This window comes from Streptomyces sp. NPDC046860 (assembly GCF_040645115.1).
GTDB lineage: Bacteria > Actinomycetota > Actinomycetes > Streptomycetales > Streptomycetaceae > Streptomyces.
The window spans coordinates 190667-210856 of sequence record NZ_JBEYXQ010000005.1 but is presented as its reverse complement, the minus strand read 5'-3'; the positions used below and the strand labels follow the sequence as shown (position 1 = coordinate 210856).

Here is a 20190-nt window from a genome sequence, read left to right as displayed (position 1 = left end):
AGTGTCCGTCCCTCATACGGATTACGCGCCGTGCCAGTGATCTCTTCGTCTCATAGCGTGATCATATGAACCACACTGCGCGGACCCGCACCGTCGTCTGCTGCGCCTTGCTGGTGGCCGCCCTCGGCGCGGGCGTCACCGGCTGCGGCTCGGACGGCGACGCCCTGTCGGCCGACCCGTACGACGCGGCCGGCCAGATCGTCTTCAACGCGCCCACCGACAAGGCGAAGCGGACGGACCCGAACAAGCCCCTGGAAGTCACTCTCAAGAGCGGCGAGGGCCGGATCACCGACGTCACCGCCATGGACTCCACAGGGCGCTATGTCGCGGGCGAACTCGCCGCCGACGGAGGACGGTGGCACAGCACCTCTCCGCTGGCCGCCGACGCCCATTACACGGTCCGCGTGAGCACCGAGGACGACGACGGCGCCCCCGGGCGCAAGGTCCTCACCTTCGACACCACCAAACCGGCCAGCAGGAAGAGCCTCGGCGTCACCTTCGGACCCGAGGCGGGGGAGTACGGGGTCGGACAGCCCGTCACCGCCACCCTCGACCAGCCGGTCAAGGACAAGGCCCAGCGCGCCCTGGTGGAGAGCGGCCTGCGCGTCGACTCCGTCCCGGCCGCGCAGGGCGCCTGGTACTGGGTCAGCGACAAGGAACTCCACTACCGCCCCAGGGAGTACTGGCCCGCCCACGCCACCCTCAGGGTGCACAGCAACCTGGACGGCATCAAGCTCAGCGACCGCCTCTGGGGCGGCAAGAGCAAGGACCTGAAGATCACCATCGGCGACCGTGTGGAGGCCATCACGGACGCCGCCACGCACCAGCTCACCTTCTACAAGAACGGTGAGGTGATCAACACCATCCCGGTCACCACCGGAAAGCCCGGCTTCGAGACCCGCAACGGCGTCAAGGTGGTCCTGGAGAAGCAGTACTTCGTACGGATGCGCGGTACCACCGTCGGCATCGCCGAGGGCAGCGCGGACTCGTACGACCTGCCGGTCTACTACGCGACCAGAGTCACCTGGTCGGGTGAGTACGTGCACGCCGCGCCCTGGTCGGTCGGCTCCCAGGGCTACGCCAACGTCAGCCACGGCTGCACCGGCATGAGCACCGCCAACGCGGAGTGGTTCTACGACCACGTCCGCCCCGGCGACGTCGTCAAGGTGGTGAACTCGGGCGGCAACTCGATGGAGTCGTTCGGCAACGGCTTCGGCGACTGGAACCTGGACTGGGCGAAGTGGAACACCGGGAGCGCCCTGACGGGCACGGCCCGCGACGGTTCGGCGCCCGGCGACTCCGTACGCCTGCGGCCCGCCGCCGCGTGACCGGCCGGGGTGCGGGAGGCCCGTACGGGTCACCGCACCCCTCGTGGCCGCTCTCGCGGGCCGGGGCCGCCCTAGGCGCTCTGGAGGCGCTTGCGGCGCAGCAGCGAGGCCAGGGCCTCGGCGAACTCCATCGGGTCGACCGGCAGCGTCACCGCCGCGTCGGCCCGGCTCCAGGTCGCCAGCCACGCGTCCTGGGGGCGGCCCATCAGCAGCAGCACCGGCGGGCAGTCGAAGACCTCGTCCTTGATCTGCCGGCACACCCCCATGCCGCCCATGGGCACCGCCTCGCCGTCCAGCACGCAGACGTCGATCCCGCCGCGGTCCACCTCGCGCACCACGGCCTCCGGCGTGGCGCACTCCACGAACTCCACCTGGGGCACGTCCGGAGCGGGCCGTCGGCCGGTGGCGAGCCGTACCTGTTCGCGTGTGTTGGAGTCGTCGCTGTACACCAGCACGGTGGCGGTCGGCTGCATGCTTCCTCCGAGACGTCGACGTCGTACGGACGGGCTTTTCCGGGGCGGATGTTACTCCCCCCGACAGCACGTCAACACCGGTATGACGGGCCGGGACACTCCGAACGGCACCCCCGGAGTGAGGGCGAGATAAGCGACCGACATAATGTCGGTCGTGGCGACAGCAACGACAGTAGATACCGGGCACGCGCACCCCTCGGTCAACCGGCCGAACCTCACCAGCGTCGGAACCATCATTTGGCTGAGTTCCGAGCTGATGTTCTTCGCGGCCCTCTTCGCGATGTACTTCACCGCTCGATCGGTGACCGGACTGGATCACTGGAAGGAGATGGCGCACGCCCTGAACGTGCCCTTCTCCGCGACGAACACCACGATCCTGGTGCTCTCCTCCCTGACCTGCCAGCTCGGCGTTTTCGCCGCCGAGCGCGGGGACGTGAAGAAGCTCCGCGGATGGTTCATCGTCACCTTCATCATGGGTGCGATCTTCATCGGCGGACAGATCTTCGAGTACACGGAACTGGTGAAGAAGGACGGCATCTCGCTGTCCTCCGACGTCTACGGTTCCGTGTTCTACCTGACCACCGGCTTCCACGGCCTGCACGTGACGGGCGGACTCATCGCCTTCCTGCTGGTCCTCGGCCGCACCTACGCGGCGAAGAGGTTCACTCACGAGCAGGCGACCGCCGCCATCGTCGTGTCCTACTACTGGCACTTCGTCGATGTGGTCTGGATCGGCCTCTTCGCCACGATCTACCTGATCAAGTAGCGGGGATTCGTCCCGCACATCCAGCAGCACCGACGCAGAAGATCCTGACACCGGGGTAATCCGTGAAAAAGCTCTCCGCACGACGACGCCATCCGCTGGCGGCGGTCGTCGTCCTACTCCTCGCGCTGGCGGCCACTGGGGGGCTCTACGCCGCGTTCGCGCCCGCGGACAAGGCGCAGGCCGATGAAACCTCCCAGTCCCTGACCATCAAGGAGGGCCAGAAGCTCTACGAGGTCGGCTGCGCAAGCTGCCACGGCACCGGTGGCCAGGGCACGTCCGACGGCCCGAGCCTGGTGGGCGTGGGCGCCGCCGCGGTCGACTTCCAGGTCGGCACCGGCCGGATGCCCGCCTCCAGCTCGCAGATGGCGCAGATCCCGAGCAAGAAGACCATCTACACCCAGGCCCAGATCGACCAGCTCGCCGCGTACGTCGCGTCGCTGGGCGCCGGCCCGAGCGTGCCGACGAAGGAGCAGTACTCCAAGGACGGCGCGGACATCGCCGAGGGCGGCGAGCTGTTCCGCACCAACTGCGCGCAGTGCCACAACTTCACCGGCAAGGGTGGTGCCCTGACCAAGGGCAAGTACGCCCCGAGCCTCGAGGGCGTCGACCCCAAGCACATCTACGAGGCCATGCAGACCGGCCCGCAGAACATGCCGTCCTTCCCCGACACCACCATGACGGAGAAGAACAAGAAGGACATCATCGCGTACCTGAACGCGGTCAACAGCAGCGAGACCGAGAACCCCGGCGGCCTTGAGCTGGGCGGACTCGGCCCGGTCAGCGAGGGTCTGTTCGCCTGGATCTTCGGCCTGGGCGCGCTGATCGCGGTCGCCATCTGGGTCGCCGCTCGGACCGCAAAGGCCAAGAAGTCATGAGTAGCCAAGACATTCCAGAAGAGAACCTGCCCGCCGCGCAGGACCACCCGCACGGCTCGGTGAGCGTCGCGGACGAGGAGACCCCCTTCGCCGATCCGGGTCTGCCGCCGCACGAGCACCGCGCCCAGGACATCGACGAGCGGGCCGCCAAGCGGTCCGAGCGGGCGGTCGCCCTGCTGTTCACGATCTCGATGCTGGCCACCCTCGGCTTCATCGCGTCGTACGTGACCATCCCGCACGACAAGTCGATCTTCGTCTTCCCGATCGGGCACCTCAGCGCGCTGAACTTCGCGCTCGGCCTGACCCTCGGTACGGCGCTGTTCTGCATCGGCGCGGGCGCCGTCCACTGGGCGCGCACCCTGATGTCCGACGTGGAGATGGTGGCCGAGCGCCACCCGATCGCGGCGGAGCCCACCGTCCGTGCCCAGGTCTTCGACGACTTCCGCCAGGGAGCCGCCGAGTCCGGCATCGGCCGGCGCAAGCTGATCCGCAACACCATGTTCGGCGCGCTCGCCCTGGTGCCGCTCTCCGGCGTCATGCTGCTGCGCGACCTCGGTCCGCTGCCGGGCACCTCGCTGCGCCACACGCTGTGGGCCAAGGGCAAGCTCCTCGTCAACGTCAACACCAACGAGCCGCTGCGTCCCGAGGACGTGGCCGTCGGCTCGCTGACCTTCGCCAAGCCCGAGGGCCTGGAGGAGGAGGACGAGGACTTCCAGGACCAGATCGCCAAGGCGGCCCTGATGATCGTCCGGCTGCAGCCGAACGACATCAAGGACAAGCAGGAACTGGCCTGGTCCCACGAGGGCATCGTCGCGTTCTCGAAGATCTGCACCCACGTGGGCTGCCCGATCTCCCTGTACGAGCAGCAGACGCACCACGTCCTGTGCCCGTGCCACCAGTCCACCTTCGACCTCTCCGACGGTGCCCGAGTGATCTTCGGCCCCGCCGGTCACGCCCTGCCGCAGCTCCGCATCGGTGTGAACGACGAGGGCTACCTCGAGGCGCTCGGCGACTTCGCGGAGCCCGTCGGTCCTGCATTCTGGGAGCGCGGATGAGTACTGCAGCGAACGAACCGTCCCGCTCCCGCGGGAAGGCCCCGGCCGGCGAGCGCGTCGCCGACTGGGCGGACGGCCGGCTGGGGATCTACTCCCTGGCCAAGGCCAACATGCGCAAGATCTTCCCCGACCACTGGTCGTTCATGCTGGGCGAAGTCTGCATGTACAGCTTCCTCATCATCATCCTGACCGGTGTGTACCTGACGCTGTTCTTCCACCCGTCGATGAACGAGGTGGAGTACCACGGCAGCTACGTCCCGCTGCAGGGACAGCTGATGTCGGAGGCGTTCAACTCGACCCTGCACATCTCCTTCGATGTGCGCGGTGGTCTGCTCATCCGGCAGATCCACCACTGGGCCGCGCTGATCTTCCTCGCGGGCATGTTCGTGCACATGATGCGCGTGTTCTTCACCGGCGCGTTCCGCAAGCCGCGTGAGGTCAACTGGCTGTTCGGCTTCCTGCTGTTCGTCCTCGGCATGTTCACCGGTTTCACCGGTTACTCGCTCCCGGACGACCTGCTCTCCGGCACCGGTGTGCGCTTCACCGAGGGCGCGATCCTGTCCATGCCGATCGTCGGCACGTACATCTCGTTCTTCCTCTTCGGCGGCGAGTTCCCCGGCCACGACTTCGTGGCCCGGTTCTACTCGATCCACATCCTGCTGCTGCCGGGCATCATGCTCGGCCTGATGGTGGCGCACCTGATCCTGGTCTTCTACCACAAGCACACGCAGTTCGCGGGTCCGGGTAAGAAGGAGACCAACGTCGTCGGCATGCCGCTGCTGCCGGTGTACATGGCCAAGGCCGGAGGCTTCTTCTTCCTGGTCTTCGGTGTGATCGCGGCCATCGCCGCGGTCGCGCAGATCAACCCGATCTGGGCGATGGGCCCCTACCGGCCCGACCAGGTCTCCACCGGCGCCCAGCCCGACTGGTACATGGGCTTCGCCGAGGGTCTGGTCCGCTACATGCCAGGCTGGGAGATCAACTTCTGGGGCCACACGCTGGTCCTGGGCGTGTTCATCCCGCTGGTCCTGTTCGGCGTGGTGCTGATGGCCATCGCGGTCTACCCGTTCATCGAGTCCTGGGTCACCGGCGACAAGAGCGAGCACCACATCCTGGACCGCCCGCGCAACGCCCCGACGCGTACCGCGTTCGGCGTCGCCTGGATCACGGTGTACATGATCGGTCTGGTCGGCGGTGGCAACGACCTGTGGGCCACCCACTTCCACCTGTCGATCAACCAGGTCACCTGGTTCGTCCGGATCTTCTTCTTCGCCGGACCGGTGATCGCGTTCATCGTCACCAAGCGGATCTGCCTCGGCCTCCAGCGCCGGGACAGGGACAAGGTGCTGCACGGCCGCGAGACCGGCATCATCAAGCGCCTGCCGCACGGTGAGTTCATCGAGGTGCACGAGCCGCTCAGCCAGGAGCAGCTCCACACCCTGACGGCGCACCACCAGTACGAGCCCGCCGAGATCGGCCCCACGGTCGACGAGAACGGGGTCGAGCGCAAGGTGAAGCCCGCGGAGCGGCTCCGGGTCAAGCTGTCCAACGCCTACTACGGCGAGGACAACCAGATCCCGAAGGCGACCGTCGACGAGTACAAGGAGATCACCAGCGGCCACGGCCACCACTGATCCCCGTATCGCCACGCCACGGCCGAAGGGCCCCGTCCGGAACACCGGCGGGGCCCTTCGCCCTGTTCAGGCTGGATAAGGTGGGACCGGGCACCCCGGGTGCCCCTGACACCTGAGACACCTGTCTTCCTCACTCACCCAGGAGCGGCTGATGAGCGCTGTGACCCCCGCTGGAGGCGACACCGCGGCGGGCCGTTCCTGGCCCGAGGTACTGAACGCCCTGCTGGAGGGCCGCGACCAGAGCGCCGACGCCACCGCGTGGGCGATGGACCGGATCATGCGCGGTGAGGCGACCGACGCCCAGATCGCGGGCTTCCTGGTGGCACTGCGGGCCAAGGGCGAGACGGTCGAGGAGATCACCGGGATCGTCCGCGCCATGTACGAGCACGCCAACGTGATCGAGGTGCCCGGCCGGACCGTGGACATCGTCGGCACCGGCGGTGACGGCGCGAAGACGGTGAACATCTCCACGATGTCCTCCATCGTGGTCGCCGGCACCGGGGCGAAGGTCATCAAGCACGGCAACCGCGCCGCGTCCTCCGCCTCCGGGTCCTCGGACGTGCTGGAGCGGCTCGGCGTCAATCTGGAGCTGACCCCGAAGCGGGTGGCCGAGGTCGCGGAGGAGGCGGGGATCACCTTCTGCTTCGCGGTGAAGTTCCACCCGGCCCTGCGTCATGTCGGCGCCGCCCGCGGCCAGTTGGGTATCCGTACGGTCTTCAACGTCATCGGTCCGCTGACCAATCCGGCGCGGGTGCGGTCGCAGGCGGTGGGCGTGGCGAACCTCGCCATGGCGCCCATCGTGGCGGGCGTCTTCGCCGAGCGCGGCAACTCCTCGCTGGTCTTCCGCGGCGAGGACGGTCTGGACGAGCTGACCACGACGTCGCCCTCGCGGGTGTGGATCGTGCGCGACGGCAAGGTCACCGAGGAGGTCTTCGACCCGCGTGACGTCGGCATCGAGCTGGTGCCGGTGGAGGCGCTGCGCGGGGGAGACCCGGCGTACAACGCGATGGTGGCCCGGCGGGTGCTGGAGGGGGAGACGGGAGCGGTACGGGACGCGGTGCTGCTGAACTCTGCGGCCGCGCTGGTGGCGCTGGACCCGACCGGGGAACCCCTGGCCGACCAGCTCAGGGCGGGCATGGCGCGCGCCGCGGAGTCCATCGACTCCGGGGCCGCCGCGGGCACGCTGGAGCGCTGGGTGGCCGCCAGCAACCGGTAGCGGTGCGGCGGTCCGGCGCGGCGGGGAGCGGTCGCTCCCCGCCGCGCCGTCGTTCCGGCATCCGGACGCCGGTTGCGCCCGGCGATCAGCCCGGCTAGCTTCCCTTTCAGGTCATGAGCGACAGCCATGCGGCCCCGGCCGGCTGTCCGGCAACCCTCCGTCCGTGGCGGGGTGCTCCGGGTGAGGACCAGGCCGCAGCCCACAAGGTCTGCGGCAAGCGCGGACCCCTCGAGAACCAGGGGTCCTGGTCGTACGAGGGAGCCTTTCTCCGTGAGCAAGCGAATGCGATAGGGCCGCCGAGCCCCGCCTCCGCACACCCTTCTCTCTTCTCCACGCCTTCCGGAGCCGTGTCGCCGCATGCCCTGCGCGCCCGGTCTCTCCGGCCTGCCTCACGGGAGTCCAGCCATGTCCGTCTCCACCGCTTTCGCCCCCGCCCCCGCCCCGGCCGCCGCCACCGGGGCCGTGCCCGCCCCGCTGCCCGTGCTCGGCCGGGACGTCACCGTGCCGCTCGTCACCGGGGGCGAGGTGGGCTACGCCGCGCTCGACTACGCCGCCAGCGCCCCCGCCCTCCAGCGGGTCTGGGACGACATCGCCGCCTACGCCCCGTACTACGGCAGCGTGCACCGGGGCGCCGGGCACCTCTCGCAGCTCTCCACCGAGCTGTTCGAGAACGCCCGCCGCACGGTCGCCGACTTCCTCGACTGCCGGGACGACGACCAGGTGATCTTCACCCGGTCCACCACGGACTCGCTGAACCTGCTGGCCCGCGCGCTGCCCGCCGGGTGCGAGGTGTTCGTCTTCGAGACCGAGCACCACGCCGCGCTGCTGCCCTGGCGCGCGGCCGACGTGACCTTCCTGGACGCCCCCAGGTCTCCCGCCGCCGCCGTGCGCACGCTTCAGCGGGCCCTCGCCGCCCGCGACACCGCCCGCCCCGCGCTGGTCTGCGTCACCGGCGCCTCCAACGTCACCGGTGAGCTGTGGCCGGTGCGCGAGCTGGCGGCGGCCGCACGCGCGTCCGGCGCGCGGACCGTCCTGGACGCCGCCCAGCTGGTGCCGCACCAGGCGGTGAGCGTGCGCGAGCTGGACGTCGACTGGGTCGCGTTCTCCGGGCACAAGCTGTACGCGCCCTTCGGCTCCGGCGTGCTGGCCGGGCGGGCCGACTGGCTGGGCGCGGCCGAGCCGTACCTCGCGGGCGGCGGCGCGAGCCGCACGGTGGCCCGGGGAGCCGACGGCGGGGTGGAGGTGGAGTGGCAGGACGGGGCCGCCCGGCACGAGGCCGGGTCACCCAACGTCATCGGCGCCCACGCGCTGGCCTCCGCCTGCCGGGCGCTCACCGAGGCCGGCCCCGAGGCCCTCGCCGTCCGCGAACGGCACCTGCTCGGGCTGCTGCGCGCGGGCCTGGCCGAGGTGCCCGAGGTGCGGGTCCTGACCCTGTTCGGCGAGGACGCCCCGCGGGTCGGCGTCCTCTCCTTCGTCGTGGACGGCTGGAACAGCTCCCACCTCGCCGCCGCCCTGTCCGCCGAGTACGGCATCGGCGTGCGCGACGGCCTCTTCTGCGCCCACCCCCTCGTCCACGCCCTCCTGGGCACGGACCCCGCCGGGCGGGCCGGCTGCGGCACCGGGAGTCTGAACGCCGTCCGGGTCAGCTTCGGCGCGGGCACCCCGGACGAGGACGTGCTCCGGTTCGTGACGGCGGTGCGCGAGCTGGTCACCCGGGGCGCGAAGTGGACCTACCGCACGGAGAACGGCCGCTGCGTCCCCGAGAGCTGAGGGACCTTCAGGAGTCCAGGCCGATGGCGAAGGCCGCTTCCAGGTCGTGCTGGGAGTAGGTGCGGAAGGCGACGTGGGTGTCGGTGCCCTCCACGCCCTGGATCTTGCTGATGCGGCCGGGGATGACCTCGGCGAGGTCCTCGTGGCGGGCCACGCGGACCATGGCGATCAGGTCGTAGGTGCCGGTGACGGAGAAGACCTCGCTGACGCTCTCCAGCGCCGCGATCTGCTCGGCGATCTCCGGAATCCGGTCGACGCTGGTCTTGATCAGGACGATCGCGGTGATCACGGCTGGTTCTCTCCCTTGGACGCCGTAGCCGGGGCGGGCCCAACTCTAGCCTCGCCCGGCCCGTCCTTCGCGCGCTGCTTCCTCCCGTAGCGCAGCCAGGCGTAGCCGAAGCCCAGGAAGAAGCCGATCACATGGGCGAGGTAGGCGACACCGGGGCCCTCGGGCGCCCGGCCCGCCGCGTACCACTGGAGCCCGGCCCAGAAGGGCAGCACCACCCAGGCCGGGAAGCGCAACGGGAGGAAGAAGAGGAAAGGGAGGAGACTGGTGACACGGGCCCGCGGGAAGAGGTGGAGGAACGCGCCGAGCACCGCCGAGATGGCTCCCGAGGCACCGACGAGGGACTGTTCGGAGTCCGCGTTGGCCAGCGCGTACCCGAGCAGGGCGAGGTAGCCGCAGCCGACGTAGAACAGGGTGAACTCGACGCGGCCCATCCGTTCCTCGGTGAGCACGCCGAAGACGAAGAGGAAGAGCATGTTGCCGAGCAGATGCACCCAACTGCCGTGCACGAAGAGCGCGGTCAACGGGGTGAGCGACTCGCGCACCGGCTCCGCGAAGAGCCCGGCCGGGATCACCCCCCAGTGCCGGAAGTACGCCCGCTGCGCCGCGAGCAGCGCCTCCCCCGTGCCGTACGCGCGGGTGAACCCGGAGGCCGGGCCCAGCAGGAAGATCAGGCAGCACAGGGCGATGAGGCCGTACGTCAGCGGCGCCGGGGTGCCCCGGACCGCCCTGACGGTCCGGGCGGCGGTCGTGCTCCACTCTCTGATCATGAATACAGAGCATGACGTAACCGGACGCACTGGTACAGACCGCCTCGCCGCTTCGGACGGGCGGGCGGTGAACACCCGGCAGGCCGTAGGGTTACGGCCACACGCGCCGGGACCCGGCGCGCGACCACCGGGGACGGCCTCCGCGGCAGGTCCCCGGTGACGACCCGAGAAGCGACGAGAAGGAAGCGAGCTGCGCGATGACGGTTCCTCCGCCGACCGCGACGACACGCTGGCGCTGCACCCTCTGCGGCAACCTGACCCGGTTCGACGTGACCCGTTCCTCCAAGGCCGTCGAGTACGTCCACCTCGACCTGGCCGGGGAGCCGACCGTCGAGGAGCGCGAGGTGGTCAGTGAGACCATCGAGTCGGTCCGCTGCCGCTGGTGCAACGCGGTGGACCAGGTGGAACTCGTGGACAGGCCCGGCACCGCCTCCTGAGGCGGTGCGGTCCGCGCGGGACGGAACAGTCGGGTTGAGGCATGTCAGGCATTGGGGTGTGACGGATGGTGGAGACCGCGGGCGGGGGGCCGGAGGACGGCACCGCCGAGGTGCTTGACCGTCCGCTGCCCGACGGCGTGCGCCGCCGGGTCGTGGGAATCGTCTCGGACGCCTTCGGGGCCCTGACCATGGCCGAACTCCCCGCGCAGCTCAGGCAGTACGCCCGGTTCACCCCCAACCGGCGCGCCAAGTTCGCCGGGAACGCGATGGCGGCCGCGCTGGAGACGGAACGACTCTTCCGGCAGCGGATCGGCGAGCGCTACAAGGAGAGCCAGCCGGAGCTGTGCGGCGCGCTGGAGGCCGGCTCCCCGCCCCCGGCCGCCGACCCCCTGGACGTGGCGGCCGCCGCCTACGTGCTGCGCCCGCCCGGCTGGGCCAAGCTGGTCGCCGCGGCCGGCGAGGAGGCCCAGCGCGCGGACGCCGAGCGCGCGGACGAGGAGAGCCGGGCCGAACTGGAGCGGCTGCGCGAGGCGCTGGCCGAGGCCCGCGAGCACACCCGCGAGGAGACCTCCCGGCTGCGCGCCGAGCTGGACGCGGCCAAGAAGGAGAACGACGGGCTGCACCGCAAGCTCCGCTCGGCCCTGAGCGACGTCAAGCGCGGCGAGGCCGCGGTGCGCAAGGAGCGCGCCGAGACCGAGTCCGTGCGGGCCGAGGGGCAGGCGGCCGTCTCGGCCGCCGAGAGCGAGTCCCGGCGGCTCAAGGCGCGCCTCGGGGAGTCGGAGGCCGCGCTGGAGGCCGCCCGCCGCGCGGTCCGCGAGGGCCGCAGTGTGGAGGACATGCGGGCACGACTGCTGCTGGACACCGTGCTGGAGGCGGCCCAGGGGCTGCGCCGGGAGCTGGCGCTGCCGCCGGTGTCGGTGCGGCCGGCCGAGACCGTGGACGCGGTCGAGCCGGGACGGATGAGCCCCAAGGACATCGCCGCCCGCGCCCTGTCCGAGCACGACCCGGCGATCCTGGACCAGTTGCTGGCACTGCCGCAGGCGCACCTGGTGGTCGACGGCTACAACGTCACCAAGACCGGCTATCCGCAGATGCCGCTGGAGAAGCAGCGGCTCAGACTCCTCGGCCAGCTCTCCGCGCTCGCGGCGCAGACCGGTGCCGAGGTCACCTGCGTCTTCGACGGCGCCGAGCTGGCCGCACCGGTGCTGCTCGCGCCGCCGCGCGGGGTGCGGGTGCTGTTCTCCAAGCCGGGGGTGACCGCCGACGAGCTGATCCGTCAGCTCGTGCGCGCCGAACCGTCCGGCCGTCCGGTCGTCGTGGCCTCCACCGACCGCGAGGTCGCGGACGGCGTCGCGCGCGCCGGTGCCCGACCGGTGGCCTCTGCGGTACTTCTGAAGCGGCTGTCCTGAACGCCCAACGGAATTGCCGGATGCCCGGATTGAGGGCGTCTGTGGACGACGTACGGTCAATCGGGCGTCACGTGATGTGAGTTGAGTGCAAAGAATGCAGCGGGAGACTGGATTTTTTGCTGTGAGGATTTGAACTGATCACAACTGGGTCACTAGGGTCGGTTCGAACCTCCGAGCGGGTGATCACTCGAAAGAAGGAGTTCGTCCTCCGTGGCGTCCCATCGTCGACCCAAGCAGCCGAGCCGCACGCGTGTCACCGTGCTGACCACCGCGGCCGCCGCCGCCGTCGCGCTCAGCGCGAACGCGGCCAACGCAGCCCCGAGCGAGAAGCCGGGCAAGACCGAGGTCAAGGCGCAGGTCGACAAGCTCTACGAGCAGGCCGAGCAGGCCACCGAGAAGTACAACGGCGCCAAGGAGAAGCAGGAGAAGCTCCAGAAGGAGATCTCCACGATCCAGGACAACGTCGCCCGCGGCCAGCAGGACCTCAACAAGCTGCGCGACGGCCTCGGTTCGCTCGCCACCGCGCAGTACCGCAGCGGCGGCATCGACCCCTCGGTGCAGCTCTTCCTCTCCGCCGACCCGGACGACTACCTCGACAAGGCGTCCACGCTCGACCAGTTGAGCGGCCAGCAGGTCGAGGCGCTGAAGAAGATCCAGGACAAGCAGCGCGAACTCGCCCAGGACCGGGCCGAGGCCACCGAGAAGCTCAAGGACCTCGCCTCCACCCGCACCGAGCTGGGCAAGAAGAAGAAGGAGGTCCAGGGCAAGCTGGGCGAGGCGCAGCGCCTGCTCAACACCCTGACCGCCAAGGAGAAGCAGGCCCTGGCCGCCGAGCAGCAGCGCGCCGACCGCTCCTCCAGCGAGCGCGTCCAGCTCGGCAACGCCGTCCCCGCCTCGGGCCGCGCCGGAGCCGCGTTCTCCGCCGCCCAGAGCAAGATCGGCACCCCGTACGTCTACGGCGCCACCGGCCCGTCCTCGTACGACTGCTCGGGCCTGACCTCCTGGGCCTACGCCCAGGCCGGCGTCTCCATCCCGCGCACCTCCGAGTCGCAGGCCAACATCGGCACGCGGATCTACTCGCAGAGCGACCTCCAGGTCGGCGACCTCGTCTTCTTCTTCAACGACATCCACCACGTCGGTCTCTACGCGGGCAACGGCCAGGTGCTGCACGCCCCGCGCACCGGCACGGTCGTCCGCTACGAGTCCATGAGCACCATCGGCGGCCCGTTCATGTTCGGCGTCCGCGTCTGACACCGGCTCCGGCCCTCTCGCCACACCCGCCCGAACGGGCGAATCACGGCACCGCGCGACCCCTGGCGCCCCGCCGCTGACCTGCGTCGGCGCCGGGGCGTCACCGTGTGTGCCCACGGCGGTCGTTGGCCGGCGGGTGTCCGTGCGGCTACTGTCTGGCGCGTTTCCCCGGCACCGAGGGCCCCGGCCCGGCCGCGCGCCGGGGGACGGTTCCCGTCGTCCAGGGGAAGGACCGCCGTGGCGTTGCATCGCCGTCCCGCAGCAACCGGATGCGACCGGGGAGCCGCCGCCCTGTGCGTGCTGTCGGCCGCGGCCGCCGCCCTCGGCGCCGTGCCCGCCGCCCACGCGGCGCCCCGCGACGGCGCCCGCGCCGAACTGGACCGGCTCTACGCGGCCGCCGAGCGCGCCACCGAGGACTACGACCGGGCCGGCGAGCGCACGGGCGAGCTGCGCCGCGAGGTCCGCGACGCCCAGGACCACATCGCCCGCACCCAGCAGCGGGTCAACTCCCTCAGGGACACGCTCGCCTCGCTCGCCGGCGCCGAGTACCGCTCCGGCGGCCTCGATCCGGCCGTCGCCCTGCTCTTCTCCGCCGACCCCGACGACTACCTCGACAAGGCGTCCGTCGTCGACCGGATCGACGCCCGGCGGGCCGGGCAGCTGCGCGAGCTGAAGGGCGCGCTGCGCGACCTCGCGCAGGAACGCGCCGAGGCGGTCGCCAAGCTGGACGAACTGGAGCGCGGACGCGCGGCCGTCGCCGCCCACAAGCGGAGCGTGCGGGAGAAACTCGCCCGCGCCCGGCGGGCCTTCGACGCGCTGTCCGGCGCCGACCGGGCCGAGTACACCCGCGGCTCCCGCTCCGGCCGCCCCGACCTCACCGCCCCGGGCACGCTCGCCCCCCGCGCCGCCGCCGCGCTCGCCGCCGCCCGCTCCGCGCTCGGCAGACCCTACGTGTGGGGCGCCAACGGGCCCTCCGGCTTCGACTGTTCGGGCCTGATGCAGTGGTCGTACGCCAGGGCGGGCATCCAGCTGCCGCGCACCTCGCAGGCCCAGCGCGACGCCGGACACCGCGTGCCGCTCTCCCAGGCCCGCCCCGGCGACCTCGTGATCTACCGCTCGGACGCCAGCCACGTGGCCATGTACGCCGGTAACGGCCAGGTCATCCACGCGCCCCACCCCGGCGCACCGGTGCGCTACGACCCGGTCGGCATGCTCCCGGTCTCCGCGGTGACCCGTCCCTGAGCCCTTGCCGCACCCCGTACGATCGGAGCGTGGCCGGCCGGGACAGCGCGTGGCGGAGAGCGGCGGCGGGACTGTGCCTGCTGCTCCTGCCGGTGTTCGCCGGCTGCGGCCACCCGCCCCCGGACACGGCCGCGCGGGCCGACGTGCAGCGTCTCCTCGACCGGCGCGCGGACGCCCTGCTCGGCCACGACGAGGCCGCGTTCGGCGCCACCGGCACCCGCACGCCCTACACCCGCCTCCGCGGCCTCCCGCTGGCCTCCTGGACCTACCGGCTCACCGCCCTGCGCCGGGACGGCACCGCCGCCGACGCCGAACTGCGCTACCGGGTCGCCGGGCAGGACACCGCCCCGGTCACCGCCCGCCGCACCCTCACCCTGAGCCGCACCGACGGCGGCGGCTGGTACGTCACCGCCGAAGCGGCCGCGCGCGGCGCCGGGCAGCAGCTCTGGGACCAGGGCCCGGTCACCGCCGTCACCGGCGCCCACAGCCTGGTGCTGGGCACCGGGCAGAGCGCCGCCGGGCTGCGCGGCTACGCCCGGCTCGCCGACCGCGCCGTACCGGCCGTCTCCCGCGCCTGGGGCGCGCGCTGGGCGCGGCGGGTCGTCGTCCTCGTGCCCCGCTCGCTGGACGGCATGGCCGCCCTGCTCGGCTCGCCCGCCGCCCAGTACCGGGGCATCGCCGCCGTCACCACCGCCGAGACACCGGGTGCCGGGCGGGCCCCGGCGGACCGGGTGGTGGTCAACCCCGAGGCGTACGCCGTCCTCGGCGACCTGGGCAAGCAGGTCGTGCTCACCCACGAGACCGCCCACGTCGCCACCCGCTCGGCGACCACCGCCGCCACCCCGCTGTGGCTGTCCGAGGGGTACGCCGACTGGACCGGCTACCTCGGCACCGGGCGCACCCCCGCCGAGGTCGCCCCCGAACTCACCCGCGCCGTCGCGGAGGGGCACGTCCCGGCCGCGCTCCCCGCCGACAAGGACTTCGGCTTCGCCGGCGACCCGGCAGGGCTGGCCCGGTCCTACGAGTCCGGCTGGCTGGCCTGCCGGATGATCGCCGAGCGCTGGGGCGAGGACCGGCTGCGCGCCTTCTACCGTGCCGTGGGCGCCCACGGCACACGGGCGGGCGCGGTCGAGAACGCGCTGGCGAAGGTGCTGGACACCACGCCCGGGGAGTTCACCGCCCGGTGGCGCGCCTACACGCGCGACCGGCTGGCCTGAGCCGCCCTCAGGGCGCGACGGCCGTCCCGTCCGCCCGGTCGGCCGCGGCCTGTGCGGGCGCGGCGGGTTCCGGGGACACCGTGGAATGCCACAGGCGGCGGGCCGCCGAGAGGGAGGCGGCGACCAGCAGGCCGTTGCGCACGAACATCAGCGTCACGCCGTACCAGTCGCTCGTCACCACATGGATGAAGCCGAGCGGGAACTCCAGCAGCGTCACCAGGGACGCGGCCGTCACCATCAGCGCGGGCGCCGTCATCCGGGTCGCCCGGTAGGTCAGGCACACCGCGGCCAGCCCGGTCAGCCACACCAGGTACTGCGGGCTGATCACCCGGCTGGTGACCGTGAACAGCAGGACCGCCGTGAGCGCCGCCTCCGCGAGCGTCACCGGCCCGGTGCGCACCACCCGCAGCCGCCACACCACCAGCCAGCCGAACGCGACGCCGGTCAGCGCCAGCGCGGCCGTGCTCACCACCCCGACCCAGGGGCCGAGGAATTCGATCGAGCCGTAGTTCAGCAGCACCTGGCCCTCCCAGCCGAAGTGCCGGGCCACGTGGAAGACCAGCGCGCCCAGCGACTCCACCTCGGTGCCCCGGTCCCGCTGGAAGGTCAGGAAGGCGAAGGCTCCCGGCATCGACACCGCGAAGACCGCCGCGAGAGCGGCGGCGGTGACCGCCGCCGCCGCCCACGGACGGCGCCGCAGCGACCCCGCCAGCAGCAGCGCGGGCCACACCTTCACCATCGCCCCGAGCGCGGTCAGCACCCCGAACGCGCGCGGATGCCGGGCGGCCACCAGCAGCGCGGCCACCGCCACGGCGGTCACCATCACGTCGTAGCGCGCGTACACCGTGGGCCCGAGCAGCGGCACGGCCGCCGTCCACAGCCAGGCTCCGCGCGGCGAGCGCTCCGGCTCCCGGCCGTAGCGCACCAGCAGGCAGAGCACCGCGAGGTCGGTGACGCAGGCCAGGACGAAGAAGGCGTGGGTGTAGTCCAGGAACGGCAGCAGGCCGGGGGAGAGGACCGCCAGCGCCGCCGCGGGCGGGTACTGCCAGGTCACGTCGTCCAGCGGAAACGTTCCTTGACGCAGGACCTCGTACCAGCCGCGGTAGATCACCGAGACGTCGGAGGTGACGTCCGGGCCCGCGACGGTGAACACCTTGAACACGGACAGCAGCAGGGCCAAGCGGGTCGCCGCCCACACCGCCGCGAGCCACGCCGGGAAGCGCCCGGCGCCCTTCGTGTCCACGTGATCCCCTGCCGTTCGTTCGTGCGCCGTGCGTGTCGGAAGACTCATGATGTCCTTTACGGCCGTGCCCCTGCCACAGACTCCGCCGGACCGGGACCCCCGCGGGCCACCCGGTAGGGTCGGCGGCGATGCACAAGACCCTGATCGTGACCAACGACTTTCCGCCCCGGCCCGGCGGCATCCAGGCGTTCCTGCACAACATGGCGCTGCGCCTGGACCCGGACCGGCTCGTCGTCTACGCCTCCACCTGGAAGCGCGGCCGCGAGGGCGCCGAGGCGACCGCCGCCTTCGACGCGGAGCAGCCCTTCACCGTCGTGCGCGACCGGACGACCATGCTGCTGCCCACCCCGGCGGCGACCCGGCGGGCGGTGGGGCTGCTGCGCGAGCACGGCTGCACCTCGGTGTGGTTCGGGGCGGCCGCGCCGCTCGGGCTGATGGCACCCGCGCTGCGCCAGGCCGGCGCCGAGCGGCTGGTGGCCACCACCCACGGTCACGAGGCGGGCTGGGCCCAGCTCCCCGGTGCCCGCGGGCTGCTGCGCCGGATCGGCGAGTCCACGGACACCCTCACCTACCTCGGCGAGTACACCCGGTCCCGGATCGCCGCCGCGCTCACCCCGGAGGCGGCCGGACGCATGGTCCAGCTGCCGCCCGGTGTCGACGAGAAGACCTTCCACCCCGGCTCCGGCGGGGACGAGGTCCGCGCCCGGCTCGGGCTCACCGAGCGGCCGGTCGTGGTGTGCGTCTCCCGGCTGGTGCCGAGGAAGGGCCAGGACACCCTGATCCGCGCCATGCCGTACATCCTGGCCGCCGAGCCGGACGCCGTGCTGCTCATCGTGGGCGGCGGCCCCTACGAGGCGGATCTGCGCCGCCTGGCCGCCGAGAGCGGGGTCGCGGACTCCGTGCGCTTCACCGGCGCCGTGCCCTGGGCCGAGCTGCCCGCGCACTACGGCGCCGGGGACGTGTTCGCCATGCCGTGCCGCACCCGGCGCGGCGGGCTGGACGTGGAGGGGCTCGGCATCGTCTACCTGGAGGCGTCCGCGACCGGGCTGCCCGTCGTCGCCGGTGACTCCGGCGGTGCCCCCGACGCCGTCCTCGACGGCGAGACCGGCTGGGTGGTCCGGGGCGGGGAGCCGGCGGAGGCCGCCGAGCGGATCACCGCCCTGCTCGCCGACGAGGGACTGCGCCGCCGGATGGGCGAGCGCGGCAGGCAGTGGGTCGAGGAGAAGTGGCGCTGGGACCTGCTGGCCGAACGGCTGAAGGTGCTGCTCTGACGGAACGGCGCCGGAGAGTCTCCGGCGCCGTCCTCTCCGACTGTGGGTCAGGAGGCCGTCTGCTTCGCGTAGATGGCCTCGATCTCGTCGGCGAAGTCCTTGGCGACCACGTTCCGCTTCAGCTTCAGCGACGGCGTCAGGTGGCCCGACTCCTCGCTGAACTGCAGGGGCAGGATGCGGAACTTGCGCACCGACTCCGCCTTCGACACGGCCGCGTTGCCGTCGTCCACCGCCGCCTGGACCGCCGCGTTGAGGTCGGGGTCCGAGATCAGCGAGGCCGCCGTGGAGTCCGCGGGCTTGCCGTGCTCGGCGGCCCAGCGGCCCAGGAACTCCTCGTCGATGGTGACCAGCGCGCCCACGAACGGCCGCCCGTCGCCCACCACCATGCACTCCGCGACCAGCGCGTGCGCCCGGATACGGTCCTCGATCACGGCCGGGGCGACGTTCTTGCCGCCCGCCGTGACGATGATCTCCTTCTTGCGGCCGGTGATCCGGAGGTAGCCGTCCTCGTCCAGGGTGCCGATGTCCCCGGTGTGGAACCAGCCGTCGGCCAGCGCCTCGGCGGTCGCGTCCGGGTTGTTCCAGTACTCCTTGAACAGGTGCTCGCCGTGCAGCAGCACCTCGCCGTCGTCCGCTATCCGCACGACCGAGCCGGGCAGCGGCTGGCCGACCGTGCCGATCTTCTGCCGGTCCCACGGGTTGAACGCCGTGGCCGCGCAGGACTCGGTCAGGCCGTAGCCCTCCAGCACCGTGAAGCCGATGCCGCGGAAGAAGTGGCCGAGCCGCTCGCCCAGCGGGGCGCCGCCCGAGATCGCGAACTCGCCCCGGCCGCCGAGCACCGCGCGCAGCTTGCCGTAGACCAGCTTGTCGAAGACCTTGTGCTTGAGCCGCAGTTTCAGCGACGGGCCCGCCGGGGTGTCCAGCGCCTTGCTGTAGGCGATGGCGACGTCGGTGGCCTTGTCGAAGATCGCGCCCTTGCCGTCGGCCTGCGCCTTGGCGCGCGCGGTGTTGTAGACCTTCTCGAAGACGCGCGGGACGCCCAGGATCAGCGTCGGCCGGAACGCGGACAGCTCGTCGGTGAGGTTCTTGATGTCCGGGACGCAGCCCAGCTTGATCGGCGCCATCATCGGCGCGACCTGCACCAGGCGTCCGAAGACGTGCGCCAGCGGCAGGAACAGCAGCACCGAGCACTCGCCGGTGCGGAACAGCGGGCGCAGCCGCTCGACGATGTTGCCGCACTCCGCGAAGAAGCTGCGGTGGGTGAGCACACAGCCCTTGGGGCGGCCGGTGGTGCCGCTGGTGTAGACGATGGTCGCCGGGTCGTCCGCCTTGGCGAGGGAGCCGCGCTCCGCCACGGTCGCGTCCGACACGTCCTGCCCGAGCCGCGTCAGCTCCTCCAGGCCGCCGGCCTCGATCTGCCAGACGTGCTTGAGGGCGGGCAGCGACTCGCGCACCGAGTCCACGGCGGCCGCGTGGCCGTCCAGCTCGACGAAGGCGGCGGTCGCGCCCGAGTCGGAGAGGATCCAGCGCACCTGCTCCGGCGAACTGGTCTCGTAGACCGGCACGGTGACCGCGCCCGCGCTCCAGATGGCGAAGTCCAGCAGCGTCCACTCGTAGCGGGTGCGGGACATCAGGCCGACCCGGTCACCGGGCTGCACGCCGGCGGCGATGAGGCCCTTAGCGGCGGTGAGGACCTCGGCGAGGAACTGCTTGGCCGTCACGTCCTGCCAGGCGCCGCCCACCTTGCGTGCGATGACGGCGACGTCCGGGTGCTGAGCGGCGTTTCTGCGGACGATGTCCGTCAGGTTGCCGTCGGCGGGGACCTCGTACAAAGCCGGAAGGCTGAACTCGCGCAAAACTGCTGCTCCTCGGGGCGGGTGCTCGGGGGGTCCCACCTGCCGGGGTGTTCTCCGGAGCACGACCGGACTGCCCGGACGTTACCCGCCG

Annotated in this window: 18 protein-coding genes and 1 riboswitch; of the genes, 13 read left to right on the top strand and 5 right to left on the bottom strand. The window is 71.8% G+C overall.

Going from position 1 to position 20190, the window contains the following annotated elements:
* Positions 1-65: 65 nt before the first annotated feature.
* A complete protein-coding gene (locus ABZ898_RS10175; RefSeq protein WP_361655200.1) occupies positions 66-1328 on the top strand; it encodes an Ig-like domain-containing protein in 1263 nt (420 codons plus the stop codon).
* Between the two features lie 71 nt (positions 1329-1399).
* On the opposite strand, the gene ABZ898_RS10170 is transcribed toward ABZ898_RS10175, so the two are convergent.
* Positions 1400-1801 carry a hypothetical protein gene (locus tag ABZ898_RS10170; RefSeq protein ID WP_361655197.1) on the bottom strand — a complete coding sequence of 134 codons (402 nt, stop codon included), beginning with the start codon at positions 1799-1801 and terminating at the stop codon, positions 1400-1402.
* Between the two features lie 145 nt (positions 1802-1946).
* Here ABZ898_RS10170 and ABZ898_RS10165 point away from each other — a divergent pair, with 145 nt between their 5' ends.
* The 6 genes from ABZ898_RS10165 to ABZ898_RS10140 all read left to right on the top strand — a co-directional run bounded on the left by ABZ898_RS10165 (position 1947) and on the right by ABZ898_RS10140 (position 9117).
* Positions 1947-2567: a heme-copper oxidase subunit III gene (locus tag ABZ898_RS10165; RefSeq protein ID WP_161147036.1), complete on the top strand. Its 621-nt coding sequence runs from the start codon at positions 1947-1949 to the stop codon at positions 2565-2567.
* Between the two features lie 62 nt (positions 2568-2629).
* Complete coding sequence (locus ABZ898_RS10160; RefSeq protein ID WP_361655194.1) at positions 2630-3442, top strand: c-type cytochrome; 813 nt, start codon at positions 2630-2632, stop codon at positions 3440-3442.
* Positions 3439-4497 (top strand): Rieske 2Fe-2S domain-containing protein, encoded by a 1059-nt coding sequence (locus ABZ898_RS10155; protein WP_361655191.1) that lies wholly within the window; start codon positions 3439-3441, stop codon positions 4495-4497. Before ABZ898_RS10160 ends, ABZ898_RS10155 begins: the two co-directional genes overlap by 4 nt.
* Positions 4494-6131: a cytochrome bc complex cytochrome b subunit gene (locus ABZ898_RS10150; protein ID WP_361655188.1), complete on the top strand. Its 1638-nt coding sequence runs from the start codon at positions 4494-4496 to the stop codon at positions 6129-6131. The genes ABZ898_RS10155 and ABZ898_RS10150 overlap by 4 nt, the downstream gene beginning before the upstream one ends.
* A 151-nt stretch (positions 6132-6282) precedes the next feature.
* Positions 6283-7347: an anthranilate phosphoribosyltransferase gene (gene trpD, locus ABZ898_RS10145; protein WP_361655185.1), complete on the top strand. Its 1065-nt coding sequence runs from the start codon at positions 6283-6285 to the stop codon at positions 7345-7347.
* 109 nt (positions 7348-7456) lie between these two features.
* Positions 7457-7573, top strand: a riboswitch (SAM riboswitch).
* Positions 7574-7752: 179 nt separating this feature from the next.
* The gene (locus tag ABZ898_RS10140; RefSeq protein WP_361655182.1) at positions 7753-9117 is read left to right on the top strand and encodes an aminotransferase class V-fold PLP-dependent enzyme; all 1365 of its coding nucleotides are present in this window, start codon (positions 7753-7755) and stop codon (positions 9115-9117) included.
* Between the two features lie 7 nt (positions 9118-9124).
* On the opposite strand, the gene ABZ898_RS10135 is transcribed toward ABZ898_RS10140, so the two are convergent.
* On the bottom strand, positions 9125-9406 hold the full coding sequence (locus tag ABZ898_RS10135) for an Lrp/AsnC ligand binding domain-containing protein (protein WP_031179902.1): 282 nt from the start codon (positions 9404-9406) through the stop codon (positions 9125-9127).
* Complete coding sequence (locus tag ABZ898_RS10130) at positions 9403-10173, bottom strand: rhomboid family intramembrane serine protease (protein WP_361655179.1); 771 nt, start codon at positions 10171-10173, stop codon at positions 9403-9405. Before ABZ898_RS10130 ends, ABZ898_RS10135 begins: the two co-directional genes overlap by 4 nt.
* A gap of 197 nt (positions 10174-10370) precedes the next feature.
* Here ABZ898_RS10130 and ABZ898_RS10125 point away from each other — a divergent pair, with 197 nt between their 5' ends.
* The 5 genes from ABZ898_RS10125 to ABZ898_RS10105 all read left to right on the top strand — a co-directional run bounded on the left by ABZ898_RS10125 (position 10371) and on the right by ABZ898_RS10105 (position 15729).
* Positions 10371-10610 carry a hypothetical protein gene (locus ABZ898_RS10125; protein WP_361655176.1) on the top strand — a complete coding sequence of 80 codons (240 nt, stop codon included), beginning with the start codon at positions 10371-10373 and terminating at the stop codon, positions 10608-10610.
* A gap of 65 nt (positions 10611-10675) precedes the next feature.
* The gene (locus ABZ898_RS10120) at positions 10676-12019 is read left to right on the top strand and encodes an NYN domain-containing protein (protein ID WP_361655173.1); all 1344 of its coding nucleotides are present in this window, start codon (positions 10676-10678) and stop codon (positions 12017-12019) included.
* 210 nt (positions 12020-12229) lie between these two features.
* Positions 12230-13270, top strand: coding sequence for an NlpC/P60 family protein (locus tag ABZ898_RS10115; RefSeq protein WP_361655170.1), 1041 nt, complete (start codon positions 12230-12232; stop codon positions 13268-13270).
* A 237-nt stretch (positions 13271-13507) separates the two neighbouring features.
* Positions 13508-14512 (top strand): NlpC/P60 family protein, encoded by a 1005-nt coding sequence (locus tag ABZ898_RS10110; RefSeq protein ID WP_361655167.1) that lies wholly within the window; start codon positions 13508-13510, stop codon positions 14510-14512.
* A 29-nt stretch (positions 14513-14541) separates the two neighbouring features.
* A complete protein-coding gene (locus ABZ898_RS10105; RefSeq protein ID WP_361655164.1) occupies positions 14542-15729 on the top strand; it encodes a hypothetical protein in 1188 nt (395 codons plus the stop codon).
* A gap of 7 nt (positions 15730-15736) precedes the next feature.
* Here the strand turns inward: ABZ898_RS10105 and ABZ898_RS10100 are convergent, their stop codons facing one another.
* A complete protein-coding gene (locus ABZ898_RS10100) occupies positions 15737-16972 on the bottom strand; it encodes a glycosyltransferase family 87 protein (protein WP_361655161.1) in 1236 nt (411 codons plus the stop codon).
* A 128-nt stretch (positions 16973-17100) separates the two neighbouring features.
* Between ABZ898_RS10100 and ABZ898_RS10095 the strand changes: the two genes are divergently transcribed.
* Positions 17101-18243: a glycosyltransferase family 4 protein gene (locus ABZ898_RS10095; protein ID WP_361655159.1), complete on the top strand. Its 1143-nt coding sequence runs from the start codon at positions 17101-17103 to the stop codon at positions 18241-18243.
* Positions 18244-18290: 47 nt separating this feature from the next.
* Here ABZ898_RS10095 and ABZ898_RS10090 read toward each other — a convergent pair whose 3' ends face one another.
* A complete protein-coding gene (locus tag ABZ898_RS10090; RefSeq protein ID WP_361655156.1) occupies positions 18291-20099 on the bottom strand; it encodes an AMP-dependent synthetase/ligase in 1809 nt (602 codons plus the stop codon).
* Between the last annotated feature and the right edge of the window lie 91 nt (positions 20100-20190).